Below are 16,057 nucleotides of genomic sequence, written 5' to 3'. Positions count from 1 at the left end.
GGTCAGGCGATCTCGGCCAGGTGAGCGGTGTCGTTGACCAACCGGACCGCCACCCCGCCGTCCGGCCACAGGTCCACCACGGAGATGCCGGCCGCGTCGAGGTAGAGCCGGTGCAGGAAGGCGTCGCCGGCCGCGAGCGCGTCGCGCAGCATCAGCTTGATCGGCGAGACGTGCGAGACCACCACCACGGTCTCCCGGGGATACGCCGCGCAGAGCGCCGCCACCGCCCGGCCGGCCCGCTCGGCGACCTGGACGAAGGACTCCCCGTCCGGCGGCGCGACCGCCGTCGAGGCGAGCCAGGCGTCCAGCTCCCCCGGCCAGCCCTCGCGCACCTCGGCGAACGTCCGTCCCTCCCAGGCGCCGAAGTCGCACTCGATGAGGTCGTCCTCGCGGCGCACCGGCACACCACCGAGCGCCTCGGCGATCGCCGCCGCCGTCGCCGTACACCGGGACAGTGGCGAGCTGACCACGGCGGCCGCGCCCGGTGCCAGCGCGGCCACCCGGGCGGCGGTGGCCCGGATCTGCTCACGCCCCCGTGCCGAGAGCGCGACGTCACCACGGCCGGAGTAGCGCCCCTGCTCGGTGTACTCGGTCTCGCCGTGCCGGACCAGCAGCAGCCGGGTCGCGGTGAAGCTCGGTCGGGGCTCCCAGGAGGCGGGCGCGGCGGTCGCATCGCCGCCGGTGGCACGCGCACCGGCGGCGCTGGTGCCGACCTGACGGGCCCGGTCCCGGGCCGCCGGATCCGGGCCGGCCACCTCGCGCGGCGGCTCGGTGATCCGGGGCGGCTCGACCACCGGCCGCGCCGGCGCGCCGGCGGCCGCGTCCATGGCGGCGTTGGCCAGGGCGTCGGCGTGCCGGTTGCGTTCCCGTGGCACCCAGCTGAACCGGACCGCGGCGAACCGGGCCACCAGCTCGGCGGCCTGCGCGGCGAGCGGGCGGAGCCCGGGGTTCTTGATCTGCCAGCGGCCGCTCATCTGCTCGACCACGAGCTTCGAGTCCATCCGGGCGTCGACCTCGGTGGCGCCCAGCTCGGCGGCGGCCTCCAGCCCGGCGATCAGGCCGCGGTACTCGGCCACGTTGTTGGTGGCCACCCCTATCGACTCGGACCGCTCGGCGAGCACCTCACCGGTCTGCGGATCGCGGACCACCGCGCCGTAGCCGGCCGGACCGGGATTGCCCCGCGACCCGCCGTCGGCCTCGATCAGCACCACCCGTGGAGCCATGGCCGTTACAGACCCGACTCGTTGGTACGCACCATGATCCGCCGGCACTCCTCGCAGCGGACAACGTCGTCCGGGTCCGCCTTGCGGATACGCGCCAGATCCGCCCCGGACAGCTCCAGCCGGCAGCCGCCGCAGCGGCCGGCGGTGAGCAGCGCGGCACCGAGGCCGCTGTCCTCTCGGATGCGGTCGTAGAGCGTGACCAGGTCGGCCGGCAGATCGGCCGCGAGCGGCTGGCGGGAGGTGCGCTTGAACTCCTCCTCCTTGGCGATCTCCGCGAGGCTCTCGTCGCGCCGCTGCTCGGTGGCCGCCCGCTTGTCCCGGGCCTCGGCCAGCCGCTGCTCGACACGGTCGAGGACGCTCTGCGCGGTCTCCCGCTGCTCCATCAGTTCGAGTTCGGAGTCCTCCAGGTCGCTCTGCCGCCGGTTCAACGACACCAGCTCGTGCTGGAGCGCCTCCAGCTCCCGGGCCGGGCCGCTGCCGGCGGCGAGCCGGGCCTCATCCTTCTCCTTGCGGGCCCGGACCTGCTCGACGTCCTTCTCCATCCGGGTGATGTCCCGATCCAGGTCGTCGACGGCCACCTGGGCGCGTACCCGCTCGTCCTCCAGCGCGGAGAGCTCCCGGGCCAGCGCCTCCAGCTCGGCCCGCTCGGGCAACGCGCGCCGGCGGTGGGCGAGCTGGGCGAGGGCGGTGTCGATCGCCTGGAGATCGAGCAGGCGGCGCTGGACCTTCGGGTCAGCCTTCACGTTCGGAGCTCCTTGTCGTCCAGGGCGGGGGCGGAAGCGTGCATGGTCCACGGGTCGGTGTCCAGGTCGGACACCAGCGCCTCGACGCCCGTCGTCTCCCGCAGGAGCGCCGCCAGGTCGTCGAGCCAGGGTCGCTCGGTCGCCCAGTGGGCGGCGTCGAGCAGGGCGGTCCCCTCGGCGGCGAGGTGCTCGCCGGCCGGGTGGTGCCGCAGGTCGGCGGTGAGGTAGGCGTCCGCCCCGGCCGCGGTCGCGTCACCGAGGAAGGCGTCGCCGGAGCCACCGCTGACCGCGAGCGTACGCACCATCCGCCCCGGGTCGCCAGCCGCGCGTACCCCCCAGGATGTGGCGGGGAGCACTGCGGCGGCGTGCCGGGTCAGCTCGGCGAGGGTCATCGGGCCGGGCAGCTCACCGATCCGGCCGAAGCCGCGACCCGGCCCGTACGCGGGCGAGCCGGGCGCGGCCGGGCGGAGCGGGCGCAGATTGGTCAACCCGAACCGGGCGGCGAGGGCGTCGGACACCCCGGGGGCGGCCACGTCGGCGTTCGTGTGCGCCACGTAGAGCGCCACCCCGGCCCGGATCAGCTGGTGGATGATCCGCCCCTTGTACGTCGTCGGCGCGACCGACGAGACACCGCGCAGCAGCAGCGGATGGTGGGCGACGATCATGTCGACGGCGGCATCGAGCGCCTCGGCGACCGTCTCCGGTACCACGTCGACCACACAGAGCACCCGGCGTACGGGAGCGGACGGCTCACCGAGCACCAGACCGACCCGGTCCCAGTCCTCGGCCCAGACCGGCGGGTAGCGCCGTTCCAGCTCGGCGACCACCTCGGTCACCGTCGGCCCTGATCCGGTTGTGCTCACGGCGGGCCAGCTTACCGGCGTGGGCCGCGCCTGGACGCCTCCCCCGCCGGACCGGGCGGTCGGCGTCTGCCGGGGCGGGTCAGACCACTGGGCAGAGCCGGTTGCGCAGCGCGGTGAGCCCGATCTCCCAGGGGAACGCGTGCAGGTGCCGTTCTCCGGTGCCCGGCGCGTGCAGCGGAAAGACGTCGTCGCCGAAGAGCACGGTCACGCCCCACTCGTCCAGCCGGGCGAGGCCGGCCCGGAACGCCGGGTGGGCGGCCATGGCCGCGTTGGTGAACGGGACGGCCACGATCGGCGTGCCGAGGCCCTGCGCCTCCACCAGCAGCCCCAGGGCGAGGGTGTCGGTGATCCCGGCCGCCCACTTGTTGACCGTGTTGACCGTCGCCGGGCAGACGATCATCGCGTCCGCGGGCGGCAACAGGTCCGGGTCGCTCGGCTGCTTGTAGTGCGTACGGACCGGATGGCCGGTCTGCCGGGCCACGGCGGGCCGGTCGACGAACTTGGCGCCGTCCGGCGTGGCGATCACGCAGACGTCCCAGCCGTCCTGCTGGGCCAGGCTCACCAGCCGGCCGACGTGCCGGGCGAGCGGCGAACCACAGGCGATGACGTAGAGCACCTCGCGGCGCCCGTTGACGGATCCAGGGCCGGTCATCAGGCCGACTCCGTGCTCATACTCCTACTCCCATGTGCTCAGCCAACTCCGCAATCGGAGAAGGCGGCGCACCACGTGTGCGACGGAGGATGTCGGACATCACCTCGTGCGCGATCGGCCGGCACCGGATCTCCGACGGCGCGAGCCGGTCGCCGCGTAGCAGCATCTCCCCGGCGTTGGCGACGTCGCCCATCTGGGCGTAGCCCCGGGCGATGTCGAGGAGGTGATGCGCCCGCCGCTCGGGCAGCAGCGCGTTGAACGGCGGCTCCTGGATGCGGTGCTGGTGCACCTCCACGGCCCGGCCACCGTCGCCCAGCTCGACGGCGGCGGCGGCCCGGTGCAGTTCGAGGTTGGTCGGGCCGAACGAGGTCCAGTAGTGGTTGTGGTCGCCGCCGAGCAGGACGGCCGCCTCCTCGGCACCGCTGATCAGGTCGCCGACGGTGGCCGAGTCACCGATGCGGGCGGCCGCCATCGCGCCCTGGAGCAGCAGCATGCCGTAGACGCTGAGCCGCTCGGGGGAGGCGTCGTTGGCGCCGCCCGGCGCGAGCCGGTTGGCGATGGTGACGTTGAGCTCCAGCGCCGGTCGTGGCCGGCCCATGGCGACCAGCGCGTTGCAGACCCGGGTGGTGGCGATACCGGCCAGGAGCTGGTCGTCGGCGCGCTGGGCGACCGCCATCGACCGGTCGGCCGCGAGCCAGGCCAGGTCGCACTCGCCGAGTTTGCGCAGCACCGAGGAGGCGATCTGGTAGACCTGCCCGAGCAGGTGGGCCGCCTCGCGGGCCTCGTCGCCGCGGTAGCCGGCGTCCGCCGCCTGGGCGTCGCGCAGCAGCTTCGGCAGGGCGCGGGTGAGCATCCCGTAGCGGCCGTACTGGTAGGTGAGCCAGGCGTGGTTGACGGCCTTGCGCATGTCGGCCAGCGGCCGTGGGTAGGGCGCGGCGTCGAAGTAGGCGCTCATCGAGTCGTACCGCTCGAGTGCCGCCCGGATCTCCTCCACCTCGACCTGGTCGATGCAGTTGAGCGCGTCGGTGCGCCGCTCCGGGTCCTTGCCCAGCAGCAACTGCACGTCGACCTGGAGGATGTCGGCGATCTCGTACAGGACGGAGAACTTGTCCAGCCGGCGGACGCCGCGCTCGACCTTGTCCACCCAGCTCTTCGACTTGCCCAACCGGTCGGCGAAGACCTGCTGCGACATCTTGCGCCGGCCCCGCCAGTAGGCGACCCGTCGACCTATGGGTAGCTCGTCCATCTACCGATCCCTCCCCTGCTGAGACGCGGGCCGGTGGCCGGTCCGGTTCCTCGCGGTTGCGGGCGCGCGGCACGTCTCAGATTTCCGCTGGTCGCACAGCCTGTACGTCAGCCGTACAGCCAGTCCTCATAGTTTTCGTGCAACTTGCATCAGCCGTTCGTCAACTCAACGATCGCGGGTTACGGCAGTGACGGTGCTCGACGTAATAGGCGGGGCCCGTCGGGCCGACGAGGGGAGATGGCACAAATGTGGGGGAACGTCGGCCCGCGGGTCGCGCAACTGTCGCCTTTGGAGCGGGTCCGGCTGCGCCGGGTCGCGGTGCGCTACGCCATCCACGGGTGGGAGGTGACCCCGGGAGCCTGCCTGGCCCGTAGCCGTTTCGTCTGTGGGCGCGCCGGCTGTCCCACGGTCGGCTGCCACCCCGCGCTGGAGAACTGGGAGCACGCGGCCAGCGCCGACCCGGCCCGGGTGGCGACCTGGTGGCGTACCCGGCCACACGGCGTGCTGCTGCCCACCGGTCGCGCGTTCGACGTGCTCGAAGTCCCCGCCCACCTCGGCCGGCTGGTGCTGGACGCGGTTCAGGTCCACCCGGCCGGCGCCGGCGTCCGCGGGCCGGTGCTGGTCACGCCGACCGGCCGCTGGATGTTCCTGGTCCGCCCCGGCGACCCGCTCCGACCCGAACTGGAGCACTGTTTCCACGTGGTACGGCACGGGCCCGGATCGTGGGTCCCGGCACCCCCCACCCGGCTGCCGGAGGGCGCCGTGCGCTGGGCGGTCGCACCGGAGCAGGCCCGCTGGCAACTGCCCGACTCCTATCTCGTGCAGAACACCCTGATCGACGCGCTCCGAGCGACCGGCATCACGCTCACCTCGGATCTGCTCCCCGGTCATCTGCCCCTCCCCCGTCGCGGCATGTGACCTGGCGGGACCGGTCCGCGACGTCGAGGTGGCCACTGCCTCCTGCCGCGACGGGAAAACGACACCGGCGAGGTCACGGGGCCCGCGGACCCCGAAAACGGCAGCGTCGTGGTGGTGCCTGTCCTCGTTGAGCAGGGCGACGGCGCGGACCCGCGCCGGGAGCGGGGGAACGATGTCCACCGACAACACCGCGCCGTACACCGGCGGCAGCGAGCCGCCCTACCGCAGCCGCCCCCGGCGTCGCTGGGCCGGGACCCGCCCGGCGGGCTCACGTCCCGGCCGGCCCCGGCCGATGGGCTCCCGCCCGGCCGGCACCCACCGCCCGGCGCGCTGACCCGACCGACCCGCCGCCCGGCGTCCCGGTGACCGGCCCCGATAGCCGGTCCTCCCGGTAGCCGTCCTCCCTGCGGCAGTTGCCGGCCACAAGGGAGGCCGAGGCTGATACCTACGGCGGCGGTCCTCGACCTCACCGGCATCGCCGCCGAGGTGCCGGCCCCACGTCCGGGCATTCCTGCCCGCCGGCGTCTGACCTCGCCGGATGGGCGATTCGACCGGTTGGATGCGGGGCCGGACAAGAGGCGTGCTAGACGTTCGGGCGGACAAGTCGCCTCAGCTGCGACTTCCTGCGACGTTTCCGCCTGCTTCCGGCCCCCTGCTCCGCACCGGCGAATGCGGACGCGTCCGGCGTCGACTGGGAGGCTGGGCGTATCGCGCGGCGCGGACGCCATCGGTGTCTCGCGCTGATACCGCTGAGTCATATTTATGCCTCTGTCGTATCACGCCCGATGACAGACCGTACAGATCCACCGGCGAACCTCCGGGTGAGAGTGCTGCCGGCGGTCCGTGCCCCGCTCGTGCCAGGTCCGTACGGCCAGCGCGTGGCACGTCCGGGCGGAGCGCGTAACACGGGTCGCGCGGCAGAGCCGGCCAGGGCAAAAGGACCGGCAGGGGGCGGCGTGAGTCACCGCCGCAGCGGGTATGCCGCCGGACCGCTGAACCGCGTGAGGGGAAGGCACCGCCATGCTCAGCAAAGAGGATCAGCGCAGGTTCGAACAGATCACCCGGCAGCTCCGCGAGAGCGACCCGGCGTTCTTCGCCCGGCTCGACAACCGGGCACGCGGCCGCCGTGGCCGCTACCTGCTGCTGTTGACCATCGTGCTGTGGGCCGCGCTGCCGGCGATGACCGTACTGGCCGGGCGGCTGGCCGGCGCAATCTGCGCAGTGGTACTGGTGGCCAACGCGGTGCTGATGTGGCGCTTCCGGCGCCGTTGGCTATGACCGTCCGCGCCGGCCGGCCCGCGGCTTCGGGAGGACCCGGACCTCGAGCGGGTCGGCGCGCCGGCATCGGCCTCAGCCACCGAAGGCGCGGTAGGCCCGCCGGAGACGTTCCAGCAGACCCGGCCCGCCGATGGCGGGAGCCGGCGGACCCAACTGTCGCAGCAGCAGGTCCGAGCCGGTGGCCAGGGTCGGCGGCCGGTCGGGCAGCGGCACCGGCGGCGACCAGAACCGGTCGGCCGCCTCAGCCATCGGCGTGGCAGGCAGGGTGGCCAGGGCCCGCGCGGCCCCGGCCGGCAGGGCGTCCACCGGCTCGGTGGCGACCGTCATGTCGTCCTGTTCGGACGGTATCGGTGCCACCGCGCCGTTGCTGGTCGCCCGGAGCGCCCGGAGCCGGTCGAGCAGCTCGGTACGACCACGGCCACGCCAGTGCAGCAGCTCGAACGGGTCCGCGTCGAACGCCTCGGCGAGCAGGTAGAACGTGGCCGCGAGATGCTTGCACGGCACGGCGAAGTCCGGGCAGTTGCACCGCTGGGTCAACTCGTCGATCCCGGCCGGAAAGAGTGGCGCGCCCGCCGAGGCGAAGAGTTCCTCCAGTTCGGACGGCAGATCGTCGGCGAGCAGCCGGGCGCTGAAGAACGCCTGGGCGGCCAGCTCCGCCTCGATCCGGTTCCAGAGTTCCGCCGGGAACGGGGGAAACCCGATTTGGACGTCGTACGGACGGGGCCGGGAGCCCTGCACCACGGCGCTCACCGTGCCGGGGGCGATGTCCAGCCGCACGACCTGGCCGGCCCGCGCGTACGACCGGCCGCGGGTGAGCCGGGTGCCGAGGGCGAAGGACTCCAGCACCTCCAGGAACCGGCGTGACCACCAGGACTGCCCGATCGCGCCGCGGGTGCTGCGCGCCCGCAGGCCGCCCGCCACCTTTCGGGGACGGCCGTAGTCGGCGAAGCTGCCGTTGGTCGTCCGCTCGCTCACTCGACCACCGCCCCGGCCTCCAGTGCGAACAGCTCCCGCAGCTGCGCCGTCGACAGCTCGGTGACCCACTGCTCGCCGGTGCCCACCACCCGAGCCGCGAGGCTGCGCTTGTCGGCGATCAGGGCGGCCACCTTCTCCTCCACCGTTCCGGCGCAGACGAACTTGCGTACCTGCACCCGGCGACGCTGACCGATCCGGAACGCCCGGTCCGTGGCCTGGTCCTCGACCGCCGGGTTCCACCAGCGGTCGACGTGCACCACGTGGTTCGCGGCGGTCAGGGTGAGCCCGGTGCCGCCGGCCTTCAACGACAGAATGAAGATCGCCGGGCCGTCCGGGGACTGGAACCGGGTGACCATGGCGTCCCGGTCGGCCTTGCCGACGCCACCGTGCAGGAACAGCACCTCGCGGCCGAAGCGGGCCGAGAGGTGGCCGCGCAGCATGCCGCCGAACTCGGCGTACTGGGTGAAGAGCAGCGCCTTCTCCCCTGCGGCGAGCACCTCGTCGAGGATCTCGTCAAGCCGGGCCAGCTTGCCGGAGCGACCGTCCAGCGGTGAGCCGTCGCGCAACAGCTGGGCGGGGTGGTTGCAGATCTGCTTGAGCCGGGTCATGGTGGCCAGCACCAGACCACGCCGTTCGATGCCCTCACTGGACTCGATCTTGGCGAGCATGTCGTCGACCACCGCCTGGTAGAGCGAGGCCTGCTCGGCCGTCAGGTTGCAGACCACCTCCATCTCCAGCTTCTCGGGCAGGTCCGAGATGATCGAGGAGTCGGTCTTGAGCCGGCGCAGCACGAAGGGGCCGGTGATCCGCCGCAGCCGCTCGGCGGTCTCGGCGTCGCCGTGGCGCTCGATCGGCTCTGCGTACCGCTTCTTGAACGTGGCCGCCGGCCCGAGCAGCCCGGGGTTGACGAACTGCATGATCGACCAGAGGTCGGCGAGCCGGTTCTCCACCGGCGTACCGGTGACGGCCACCCGTTGTCGCGCCGGCAGCGCGCGGACGGCCTCGGCCTGGCGGGTGGCCGCGTTCTTGATGGCCTGCGCCTCGTCCACCACCACCCGGTGCCAGTCGATGCCGGCGAGCGCCACCGCGTCGCGGGCCACCACCGAGTAGGTGGTGAGGACGAGGTCGGCGCTCTGTACGGCCTCGGTGAACTCCGCTCCGCGCGCCCGGTCGGCGCCGTGATGCACGTGTACGCGCAGCTCCGGCGTGAACCGGGCCGCCTCCCGCTGCCAGTTGCCAACCAGCGACATCGGGCAGACCAGCAGCGTCGGCCCGGCCTCCGGCGGGTCCCCGGCGAGCAGCGCGAGCAGCTGCACCGTCTTGCCCAACCCCATGTCGTCGGCGAGCACGCCGCCCAGGCCGAGCGACTGGAGGAAGGCCAGCCAGGCCAGGCCACGCCGCTGGTACGGGCGCAGCACGCCGCGGAACGACGCGGGCGGGTCCAGCGGGGTGAGCCGCCGTTCCACGGCGCCGGCGAGCAGGTCGCCCAGCGCCCCGTCGGCGCTCACCTCCAGCACCGGCAGGGCCTCCTCGTCGTCACCGGCGGTCAGGCCGAGCCGCAGCAGGTCCGCGATGGTCAACTCACCGGACGAGCGGAGCAGGCGCAGCCCGGCGGCGAGCCGCTTCGGATCCAGCTCGACCCAGCGACCGCGCAGCCGTACCAGCGGGGTCTTCAGCGACGCCAGCGACGCCAACTCCTCGGCGGTGAGCGGCTCGTCGCCGAGGGCCACCTCCCACCGGTAGTCGACCAGGGCGTCCAGCCCGACCCCGCCGCCGGTGGTGGCGACGGTGCCCGGGGCGGCGCGTCCGCGAGCGCGTAGCCGGGCGCCGAGCCGGGCCGAGGGACGCTGCCACCAGGACGGCAGCAGCACACCGAACCCGGCGGCGTGCAGCACCGGGGCGCCCTCCCGCAGGAACCGGTGCGCGCCCTCGACGTCCAGTTCCAGCCCCTCCGGCGCCGCCGTACGCAGCGCCTCATCCAGGTCGGGCCAGAGGCGGCTGGCCCGGCCCAGTTCGGCGAGAAGTGTCTCCTGCACGTTCCCGGTCCGGCCGGCGAGGGCGGCCACCGCCACCGGCTCCCGCCAGACCTGCCCGGCGTCGACGTGCAGGCTCGGCTCGTCCGCGGCCTGAAGTCCGAACTCCAGCCGCCACCGGCCCTCGGCGACGGCGGCGGGCCCGTCGTCGTCGGCTCCCGCGCCCGGCCCGCTCACCAGGACCGGTTCGGTGATCTCGTCAGGGGCCGGCTCGACCAACCGGAAGCTGGCCCGGACGCGGCCGCCGGCGGCGTCCCGCTGCCACGCGTCCAGCTCGGCCCGGAGGGTGGCCAACGCGGCCGGGTCGGCGGTGAACTCCCGCTGCGTTGCGGCGAGGGCGGCCAGCCAGGCCGGCACCGGGCCGCCGGGGCGCATACCGCGGGCCAATGCGGTCTCCGCGAGCGCGGTGCGTGCGGCGGCGTCGGTCAGCGCGTCCAGTGCGTCGGCGACCAGGTCGCCCTGGGCCCGGTCGGGGTGGGCGGCCCGGGCGGCCGGCGGCAGGGCGAGCGCGACGGCGCGCGCCCAGCCGGCGTCGGTGCCGGTGAGCAGCGGTCGCCAGACCGCCCGTGCCGGGCGCCCGTCGGCCACCCCGGGCAGAACCCGGCCGCGGGCCACCAGGTCGACGGCGAAACGGGCCAGCTCGGCGAGGTGGCGCAGGGTCGCCCCGGGCACCACCGGCAGTTCGTCCAGGGCGCGTAGCAGGGACAGCGCGGCGTCCGGGGCGTACCGCAGCACGGGAACCCGCCAGCCGGCGAGGGCGAGCCGCCCGCGCGGCGGCTCCTCGACGGCGGGCCGGACCAGTTCCGGCGATTCGATGGGTACGCCGCCGCGGGCGGGCAGGGTGAGCAGCTCGGAGCCGAGCCCGGCCGGCTCGGCCACCTCGGCGAGCGCGGCGGCCAGCGCCGGGTGGTCGGCGGCGAACGGGTGCGGGCGTTCCCGGGGCGGCCGGCCCGGCCGGCGTGGCGCGGCGGGCGGGAGGGCGCTCTGTTCGCCCCAGACGGCGAGCGACGGTTCGCCGGGTGTGCCGGGCAGCCACGACCCGTGGATGACCAGCACGTGCTCCCCCTCGTCGACAGCCCGGCCCAGGATAGGCGAAGCGGGCCGCCGCTCCGGCGCCGCCATGTCAGGCCGCGTGGTGGGCGGCCGCGAGGGTCCACGCTCAGGCGTTCGCCAGGCCGGCCGGAGCGTGGCGGCCGGTCACCACGGCCACCGACCCGGCGGGCGGCGCAGCGCGGGTCACACCGCGCCGGTGCTCCCGTCGGTCAGCTCACGGAGGATGTCGGTGTGCCCGGCGTGCCGGGCGGTCTCCTCGATCATGTGCACGAAGATCCAGCGCAGCGAGACCTGGCCGAGTTGCGGGTGCGGCACCACGTGGTCGAGGTCGAAGCGGGCGGCGACCGCCCGGGAGCGGGCGCACGCCTGCTCGTACGCGGCGGCGAGGCGTTCGACCGTGTCGCCGGGCGCGAGGACGAAGCTGGCCACCGCGTCCTCCTCGCCGGTCAGGTAGACGTCGCCGGGCTCGGGGGCGAGCAGGCAGGGGAACCAGTTGCGTTCGACCATCGTGAGGTGTCTGAGCATGCCGGCGAGGGTCGTCGCGGACGGGACCAGCCGGCGCGCGGCGTCGGCGTCGGAGAGCCCGCGCACCTTGCGCAGCACCACGCTGCGGTGGAAGTCGAGGAACGATCCGAGCACCTCCCGCTCGTCGCCCGTGCTGGCCAGCACCGGGGCGAGCGTGGGATCGATCGATGTCTCAGCCATTTCCGCACCCTAGTCCGACAGGAATCCCCGCGCAGCCCGCTATCCGCTGCGCGGCCCCGCTGGGAAGGGCAGGATGAGCCCATGGCCGCAACGGTAGAGATTCCCCTCGCGGACGGCCCGGCTGCCGGGCAGCGCGTCGTCGTCGAGCTGGACAGCAACGACCGCCCGCCGCTGACCCATCACCATCTCGGCCCCGGCGGGCTGGCCGCGGCGGAGATCTACGAGCTGGAGTCCGCCGGCGAGGAGGCCCGCGACTGGCGCTACCGCTGGCGGGGTCCGGCCGCCTGAGAGGCCGTCGGGAAACCCCGGGGCGAGCGAGGCGGGGCCCAGCCGACGCGGTCGTCCCCGGGCCCGCTCAGGCGCGGGTGAGCGTGTGGGCCCGCAGGCTGTCGAGCACGGCACGGGTGACCTGCGAGGTGCCCCTCGCCTCGTCGCAGACCTGCGCGACCCGGCGTGCGGTGGCCTCCGCGCGTCGCCCCCGCTCGTCCCAGAGCCGGTCGACCTCGGCGAGCAGCGGGCCCTCCACCTCACGTTCCACCCCGCGCAGCGCCGGTACGCCGAGCCGTTGAGCCAGGTCGAAGACCTTGCCCGCGTACGGCAACGGGAGGAACGGCGTACCCACCATCGCGGCGAAGATCAGGAAGTGCAGCCGCATACCGACGGCCAGATCGAAGTGACGCATCAGGCCGAGCACCTGCTGGGGCGAGTACTTGCCGTGCAGGATCCGGCCCCGCTCGGCGGCGATCATGTGTGAGAGCACCCCGTGGGAGTGCCGGATGTCGTCGCGTTCCATCGGCACGAAGAGGACGTACGCGTCGATCCGGTGCACCAGGAAGTCGCCGATCTGGGCCAGCAGCCGGTGGTAGCCGTCCACGTCCAACCGCTCGGCGGCCCGGCCCGGCTCCCGTACGCTCATCCCGACCAGCCGCTTTCCGGCCGGCACACCTTCCCCCCGCAGCAGTTCGGCGGGGAAGTCCGCCGGCTCGAGCAGGAACGCCGGGTCGGCGGTGACCGTGATCGGGTTGACCAGTCCGGCCTCCTCCAGCACCATCCGGGACTCCTGGTCGCGGACGGTGACCTGGGTGGCGCCGGCCAGCGTTTCCCGGACCATGCCGGTGTCCACCCCGTCGCTGAGCGGCCCGACCCCCACCGCGTACGTGATCAGCGGCAGGCCGCGCTCCTGGGCGACCCGGACCACCCGCAGGTAGCGACGTGCCTCCTTGTCGTAGAGGATGCCGCCACCGCCGAGGATCAGCAGGTCGAGCTGGGCGAGCACGAGTGAGGAGTCGGTGCGGCTGACACCTTCCCAGGGCACCGCCTCGACGTCCGGGTGAGCCACTCGGGTGTGTTCCGGGTTCCGAGAGAACACGATAATCCGGGCATTCGGCTCTTGTTCGCGCAGATCGGCCAGCAGGCCGGTGAGGATCGCCTCGTCACCGAGGTTCCGACCGCCGTACGAGCCGAGCACACCGATGGTCAGTCCGGCGCCATGCCTCATCCGTCGCTCCTCCCCGGGTGCGTCGGCGAGGGTTTCCCGTTGGGCCGGTGAACACTCCTGCGCCTCAACTCAGCCCAGGGACGGCTCCGGCGCGCCCGGGGCGAGCTGCTTGGTCATCTGCTGGGCGGCGACCTGGAAACCGAGACTCTGGTACAGGCCGATGGCCACGGCGTTCGAACCGAACACGTTCAAACCCAGCTCGGTCACGCCGAGCCCGGTGAGTTCGGCCTCGATGAGCTGGATCATCCGCCGCGCGTATCCCCGTCCCCGGTGCTCCGGATGCACCTCGATGTTGTGGATCCAGGCCCGCCCCGAGCCGGCCGGCGCGTCGGTCGCCCCGGCGGCGCCGGGCAGGGTCACCCAGATCCAGCCGACCTGGACACCGTCGACCCGGGCGACGCGCAGCAGGACCCCCTCGGTGGCCACGCCCGCGGGCAGCAGGTCGCGTGTCTGGGTGACGGCCCGGTCCAGCGCCGCAGTCGCCGGAATCCCCCGGTGCCGGGTCAACGATTCGGCGTACGACCGTTGCAGCGGCTCGAGCAACGGCGCGAGCTCCTCGGCGGTCATCGGTGCGAGGCTCAGAGTCATTGGGTGGCAGCCCTTTCGGGGTCGGCCCGGCCGGACGGGTGGGACACCCCGGCGACCAGGCGGGACACGAACGCGGACACCACCTCGTCGGCGTCGAAGCCGGCGTCGATGGAGGTGGTGAGCAGGTCGAGCAGGAGCCCGTCCATGGCGTAGTGCAGCAGAGCCACCTCGAACGCGCCACCCGGCAACCCGCCGGCGACGTGGAAGGCGACATCGTCGCGGTAGCCCCGGCGGAGCGTGCCGCCGAGGATTCGGGCCAGGTCGGGACGGCGGACCGCCTCCAGCCGCAGCTCGAACAGCGCGCGGGTCAGCTCGGGCTGGCGGGTGGTGCGCTCGACGATGTAGCGGACGTAGTCGGTGAACAGCTCCAGCGACGGCTCCCGCGCGCCGAGCGCGGCGAGCACCTCCTCGTCCGGCGCGAACCGCTCCATGATCCGCTCGCCGAGCGCGCCGAGCAGGGCGTCGCGCGAGCGGAAGTAGTTCGAGGCGGTGCCGACGGGCACTCCCGCCTCGGCGTCCACCGCGCGGTGGGTCAGACCCCGCGCGCCGGTGGCCGCCAGCACCCGCAGGCCCGCGTCCGCCAGGGCCGCCCGCCGCTCCACGTTTCGCGCCATGACAAGACCCTAGCAAAACCACTACACCTGCTGTACGTTCAACCACGACATCAGTAGTGATTGCAGGGAGATCCCGCTTGCGCAAGCTCGTGTACTACGTCGCCGGCACCCTCGACGGCTTCATCGCAGCACCCGACGGGTCGTACGACTTCCTTCCACTGGAGCCCGACGTGGCGGCCCACCTGGTGGCCACCTACCCGCAGACGCTGCCCACCTTCGCCCACGCGCAGTTCGGCATCGACCGGCCCGAAGGTCGATTCGACGCCGTGGTGATGGGTCGGAGCACCTACGACCCTGGGCTCGCGGCCGGCATCACCAGCCCCTACGCCCACCTCCAGCAGTACGTCTTCTCCCGCTCGCTACCGCCCGCCGCCGAGCCGGAGGTGGAGATCGTCGCCGGCGACGCGGTCGCCTTCGTCCGCGAGCTCAAGACACGGGACGGCAAGGACATCTGGCTGGCCGGCGGCGGGCAGCTCGCCGGGCAGCTCCTGCCCGAGGTCGACGAGCTGATCCTCAAACTCAATCCGGTCGTCGTCGGCAGCGGCGTCCCACTTGTCACCCGGGACTTCGACCCGCGACGGTTCACCCTGGTCGACACCCGACCCTTCCACACTGGAGTAGTGATCCTGCGCTACGTCCGGCCGGAGGGCGGCCCGGGCGGCGAAGGCTGACGATGTTGGCGAGGTGCGGATCGCGCACATCAGCGACAGCCACCTCGTCAACATCGAGAGCGTGGCCATCTTCGATGGCGGAGAACGGACTTGATGGTGGCCCGGGGAACGAGGCGTCCGATCGCCGCCAGACCGGGCCCCTCCCGCGCCCTGAGGATCTGCACATGACGACGACACTCGAGGGCAAGGTCGCCCTGGTCACCGGCGGCGCCCGGGGCATCGGGGCGGGTATCGCGCTACGCCTCGCCCAGGACGGCGCGGACGTGGCACTGACGTACCGCCGGAACGCCGACCAGGCCGCCGCGGTGGTGAAGGAGATCCAGGCACTGGGTCGGCGGGCGCTGGCCGTCCAGGCGGACAGCGCCGACCCGGCGGCGGTCCGGGGCGCGGTCGACCGGACGGCGATCGTGCTCGGCAGGTTGGACATCCTGGTGAACAACGCGGCGGTGTTCCTGGTCGGCGCGGTCGACGAACTGAGCCCGGACCAGCTGGAGCAGACGATCGCCGTGAACGTCCGTGGCCCGTACGTGGCCGCTCAGGCGGCGGCACGCCACCTCGGCGAGGGAGGACGAATCATCAGCATCGGAAGCAACGTGGGTGAACGGGCGGTCTTCCCCGGGCTCGCGCTCTACTCGATGAGCAAGACCGCCCTGGCCGGGCTGACCCGGGGTCTGGCGAGGGAACTGGGCCCGCGCGGCATCACGGTCAACCTGGTCAACCCGGGGCCCACCGACACCGACGCCAACCCGGCCGACGGCCCGAACGCCGCAACGATCGCCGGCTTCACCGCGCTGGGCCGCTTCGCCCGGCCCGCCGACATCGCGGCCACCGTCGCACACCTGGCCGCGCCCGAGGCCGGGTACGTGACCGGCGCGGTGGTCAACGTGGACGGCGGCTTCACCAGTTGATCGACGGCCGGGGGCAAGCGGGCCGGCATCACCGGTATCCACAGCAGCCTATGGACAAGCGTTGTGGACGGCGTTCGCGCGCCTCGACC

Annotated in this window: 16 protein-coding genes; 5 read left to right on the top strand and 11 right to left on the bottom strand. The window is 73.4% G+C overall.

Annotation, left to right across the window (positions count from 1 at the left end):
- Positions 1-2: 2 nt before the first annotated feature.
- From ABZS42_RS25705 to ABZS42_RS25685, 5 genes are all read right to left on the bottom strand, one after another.
- Positions 3-1,223 (bottom strand): bifunctional RNase H/acid phosphatase, encoded by a 1,221-nt coding sequence (locus tag ABZS42_RS25705; protein WP_355149404.1) that lies wholly within the window; start codon positions 1,221-1,223, stop codon positions 3-5.
- 5 nt (positions 1,224-1,228) lie between these two features.
- Positions 1,229-1,966 carry a C4-type zinc ribbon domain-containing protein gene (locus tag ABZS42_RS25700; protein WP_355149402.1) on the bottom strand — a complete coding sequence of 246 codons (738 nt, stop codon included), beginning with the start codon at positions 1,964-1,966 and terminating at the stop codon, positions 1,229-1,231.
- On the bottom strand, positions 1,963-2,829 hold the full coding sequence (locus ABZS42_RS25695; protein ID WP_355149400.1) for a Nif3-like dinuclear metal center hexameric protein: 867 nt from the start codon (positions 2,827-2,829) through the stop codon (positions 1,963-1,965). Before ABZS42_RS25695 ends, ABZS42_RS25700 begins: the two co-directional genes overlap by 4 nt.
- A 79-nt stretch (positions 2,830-2,908) precedes the next feature.
- Positions 2,909-3,481: a flavoprotein gene (locus ABZS42_RS25690; RefSeq protein ID WP_355149398.1), complete on the bottom strand. Its 573-nt coding sequence runs from the start codon at positions 3,479-3,481 to the stop codon at positions 2,909-2,911.
- Between the two features lie 16 nt (positions 3,482-3,497).
- Positions 3,498-4,727 carry a helix-turn-helix domain-containing protein gene (locus ABZS42_RS25685; RefSeq protein WP_355149396.1) on the bottom strand — a complete coding sequence of 410 codons (1,230 nt, stop codon included), beginning with the start codon at positions 4,725-4,727 and terminating at the stop codon, positions 3,498-3,500.
- Between the two features lie 246 nt (positions 4,728-4,973).
- Between ABZS42_RS25685 and ABZS42_RS25680 the strand changes: the two genes are divergently transcribed.
- Both ABZS42_RS25680 and ABZS42_RS25675 read left to right on the top strand, forming a co-directional pair.
- Positions 4,974-5,645 carry a bifunctional DNA primase/polymerase gene (locus ABZS42_RS25680; protein ID WP_355149466.1) on the top strand — a complete coding sequence of 224 codons (672 nt, stop codon included), beginning with the start codon at positions 4,974-4,976 and terminating at the stop codon, positions 5,643-5,645.
- 1,020 nt (positions 5,646-6,665) lie between these two features.
- Complete coding sequence (locus tag ABZS42_RS25675; RefSeq protein WP_076468156.1) at positions 6,666-6,923, top strand: DUF3040 domain-containing protein; 258 nt, start codon at positions 6,666-6,668, stop codon at positions 6,921-6,923.
- 72 nt (positions 6,924-6,995) lie between these two features.
- Here the strand turns inward: ABZS42_RS25675 and ABZS42_RS25670 are convergent, their stop codons facing one another.
- From ABZS42_RS25670 to ABZS42_RS25660, 3 genes are all read right to left on the bottom strand, one after another.
- Positions 6,996-7,898 carry an SWIM zinc finger family protein gene (locus ABZS42_RS25670; protein WP_355149394.1) on the bottom strand — a complete coding sequence of 301 codons (903 nt, stop codon included), beginning with the start codon at positions 7,896-7,898 and terminating at the stop codon, positions 6,996-6,998.
- Positions 7,895-10,987, bottom strand: a complete 3,093-nt coding sequence (locus ABZS42_RS25665) for a DEAD/DEAH box helicase (protein ID WP_355149392.1) — start codon at positions 10,985-10,987, stop codon at positions 7,895-7,897. Before ABZS42_RS25665 ends, ABZS42_RS25670 begins: the two co-directional genes overlap by 4 nt.
- A gap of 180 nt (positions 10,988-11,167) precedes the next feature.
- Positions 11,168-11,689: a DinB family protein gene (locus tag ABZS42_RS25660; protein ID WP_355149390.1), complete on the bottom strand. Its 522-nt coding sequence runs from the start codon at positions 11,687-11,689 to the stop codon at positions 11,168-11,170.
- A gap of 81 nt (positions 11,690-11,770) precedes the next feature.
- Here ABZS42_RS25660 and ABZS42_RS25655 point away from each other — a divergent pair, with 81 nt between their 5' ends.
- The gene (locus ABZS42_RS25655; protein WP_355149388.1) at positions 11,771-11,977 is read left to right on the top strand and encodes a hypothetical protein; all 207 of its coding nucleotides are present in this window, start codon (positions 11,771-11,773) and stop codon (positions 11,975-11,977) included.
- 67 nt (positions 11,978-12,044) lie between these two features.
- Here the strand turns inward: ABZS42_RS25655 and ABZS42_RS25650 are convergent, their stop codons facing one another.
- The 3 genes from ABZS42_RS25650 to ABZS42_RS25640 all read right to left on the bottom strand — a co-directional run bounded on the left by ABZS42_RS25650 (position 12,045) and on the right by ABZS42_RS25640 (position 14,389).
- On the bottom strand, positions 12,045-13,187 hold the full coding sequence (locus ABZS42_RS25650; protein WP_355149386.1) for a polysaccharide pyruvyl transferase family protein: 1,143 nt from the start codon (positions 13,185-13,187) through the stop codon (positions 12,045-12,047).
- A 69-nt stretch (positions 13,188-13,256) separates the two neighbouring features.
- Positions 13,257-13,754 (bottom strand): GNAT family N-acetyltransferase, encoded by a 498-nt coding sequence (locus tag ABZS42_RS25645; protein WP_355149384.1) that lies wholly within the window; start codon positions 13,752-13,754, stop codon positions 13,257-13,259.
- A 17-nt stretch (positions 13,755-13,771) separates the two neighbouring features.
- Positions 13,772-14,389: a TetR family transcriptional regulator gene (locus tag ABZS42_RS25640; protein ID WP_355149382.1), complete on the bottom strand. Its 618-nt coding sequence runs from the start codon at positions 14,387-14,389 to the stop codon at positions 13,772-13,774.
- A gap of 77 nt (positions 14,390-14,466) precedes the next feature.
- Here ABZS42_RS25640 and ABZS42_RS25635 point away from each other — a divergent pair, with 77 nt between their 5' ends.
- Positions 14,467-15,060, top strand: coding sequence for a dihydrofolate reductase family protein (locus ABZS42_RS25635; protein ID WP_355149380.1), 594 nt, complete (start codon positions 14,467-14,469; stop codon positions 15,058-15,060).
- Between the two features lie 164 nt (positions 15,061-15,224).
- A complete protein-coding gene (locus ABZS42_RS25630; protein ID WP_355149378.1) occupies positions 15,225-15,968 on the top strand; it encodes an SDR family oxidoreductase in 744 nt (247 codons plus the stop codon).
- The last annotated feature ends 89 nt before the right edge of the window (positions 15,969-16,057 follow it).

The sequence above is a fragment of the Micromonospora sp. NPDC005367 genome (assembly GCF_040606825.1).
GTDB lineage: Bacteria > Actinomycetota > Actinomycetes > Mycobacteriales > Micromonosporaceae > Micromonospora.
The sequence above is the reverse complement of the archived record's forward strand: the minus strand, read 5'-3'. Positions and strand labels throughout refer to the sequence as shown.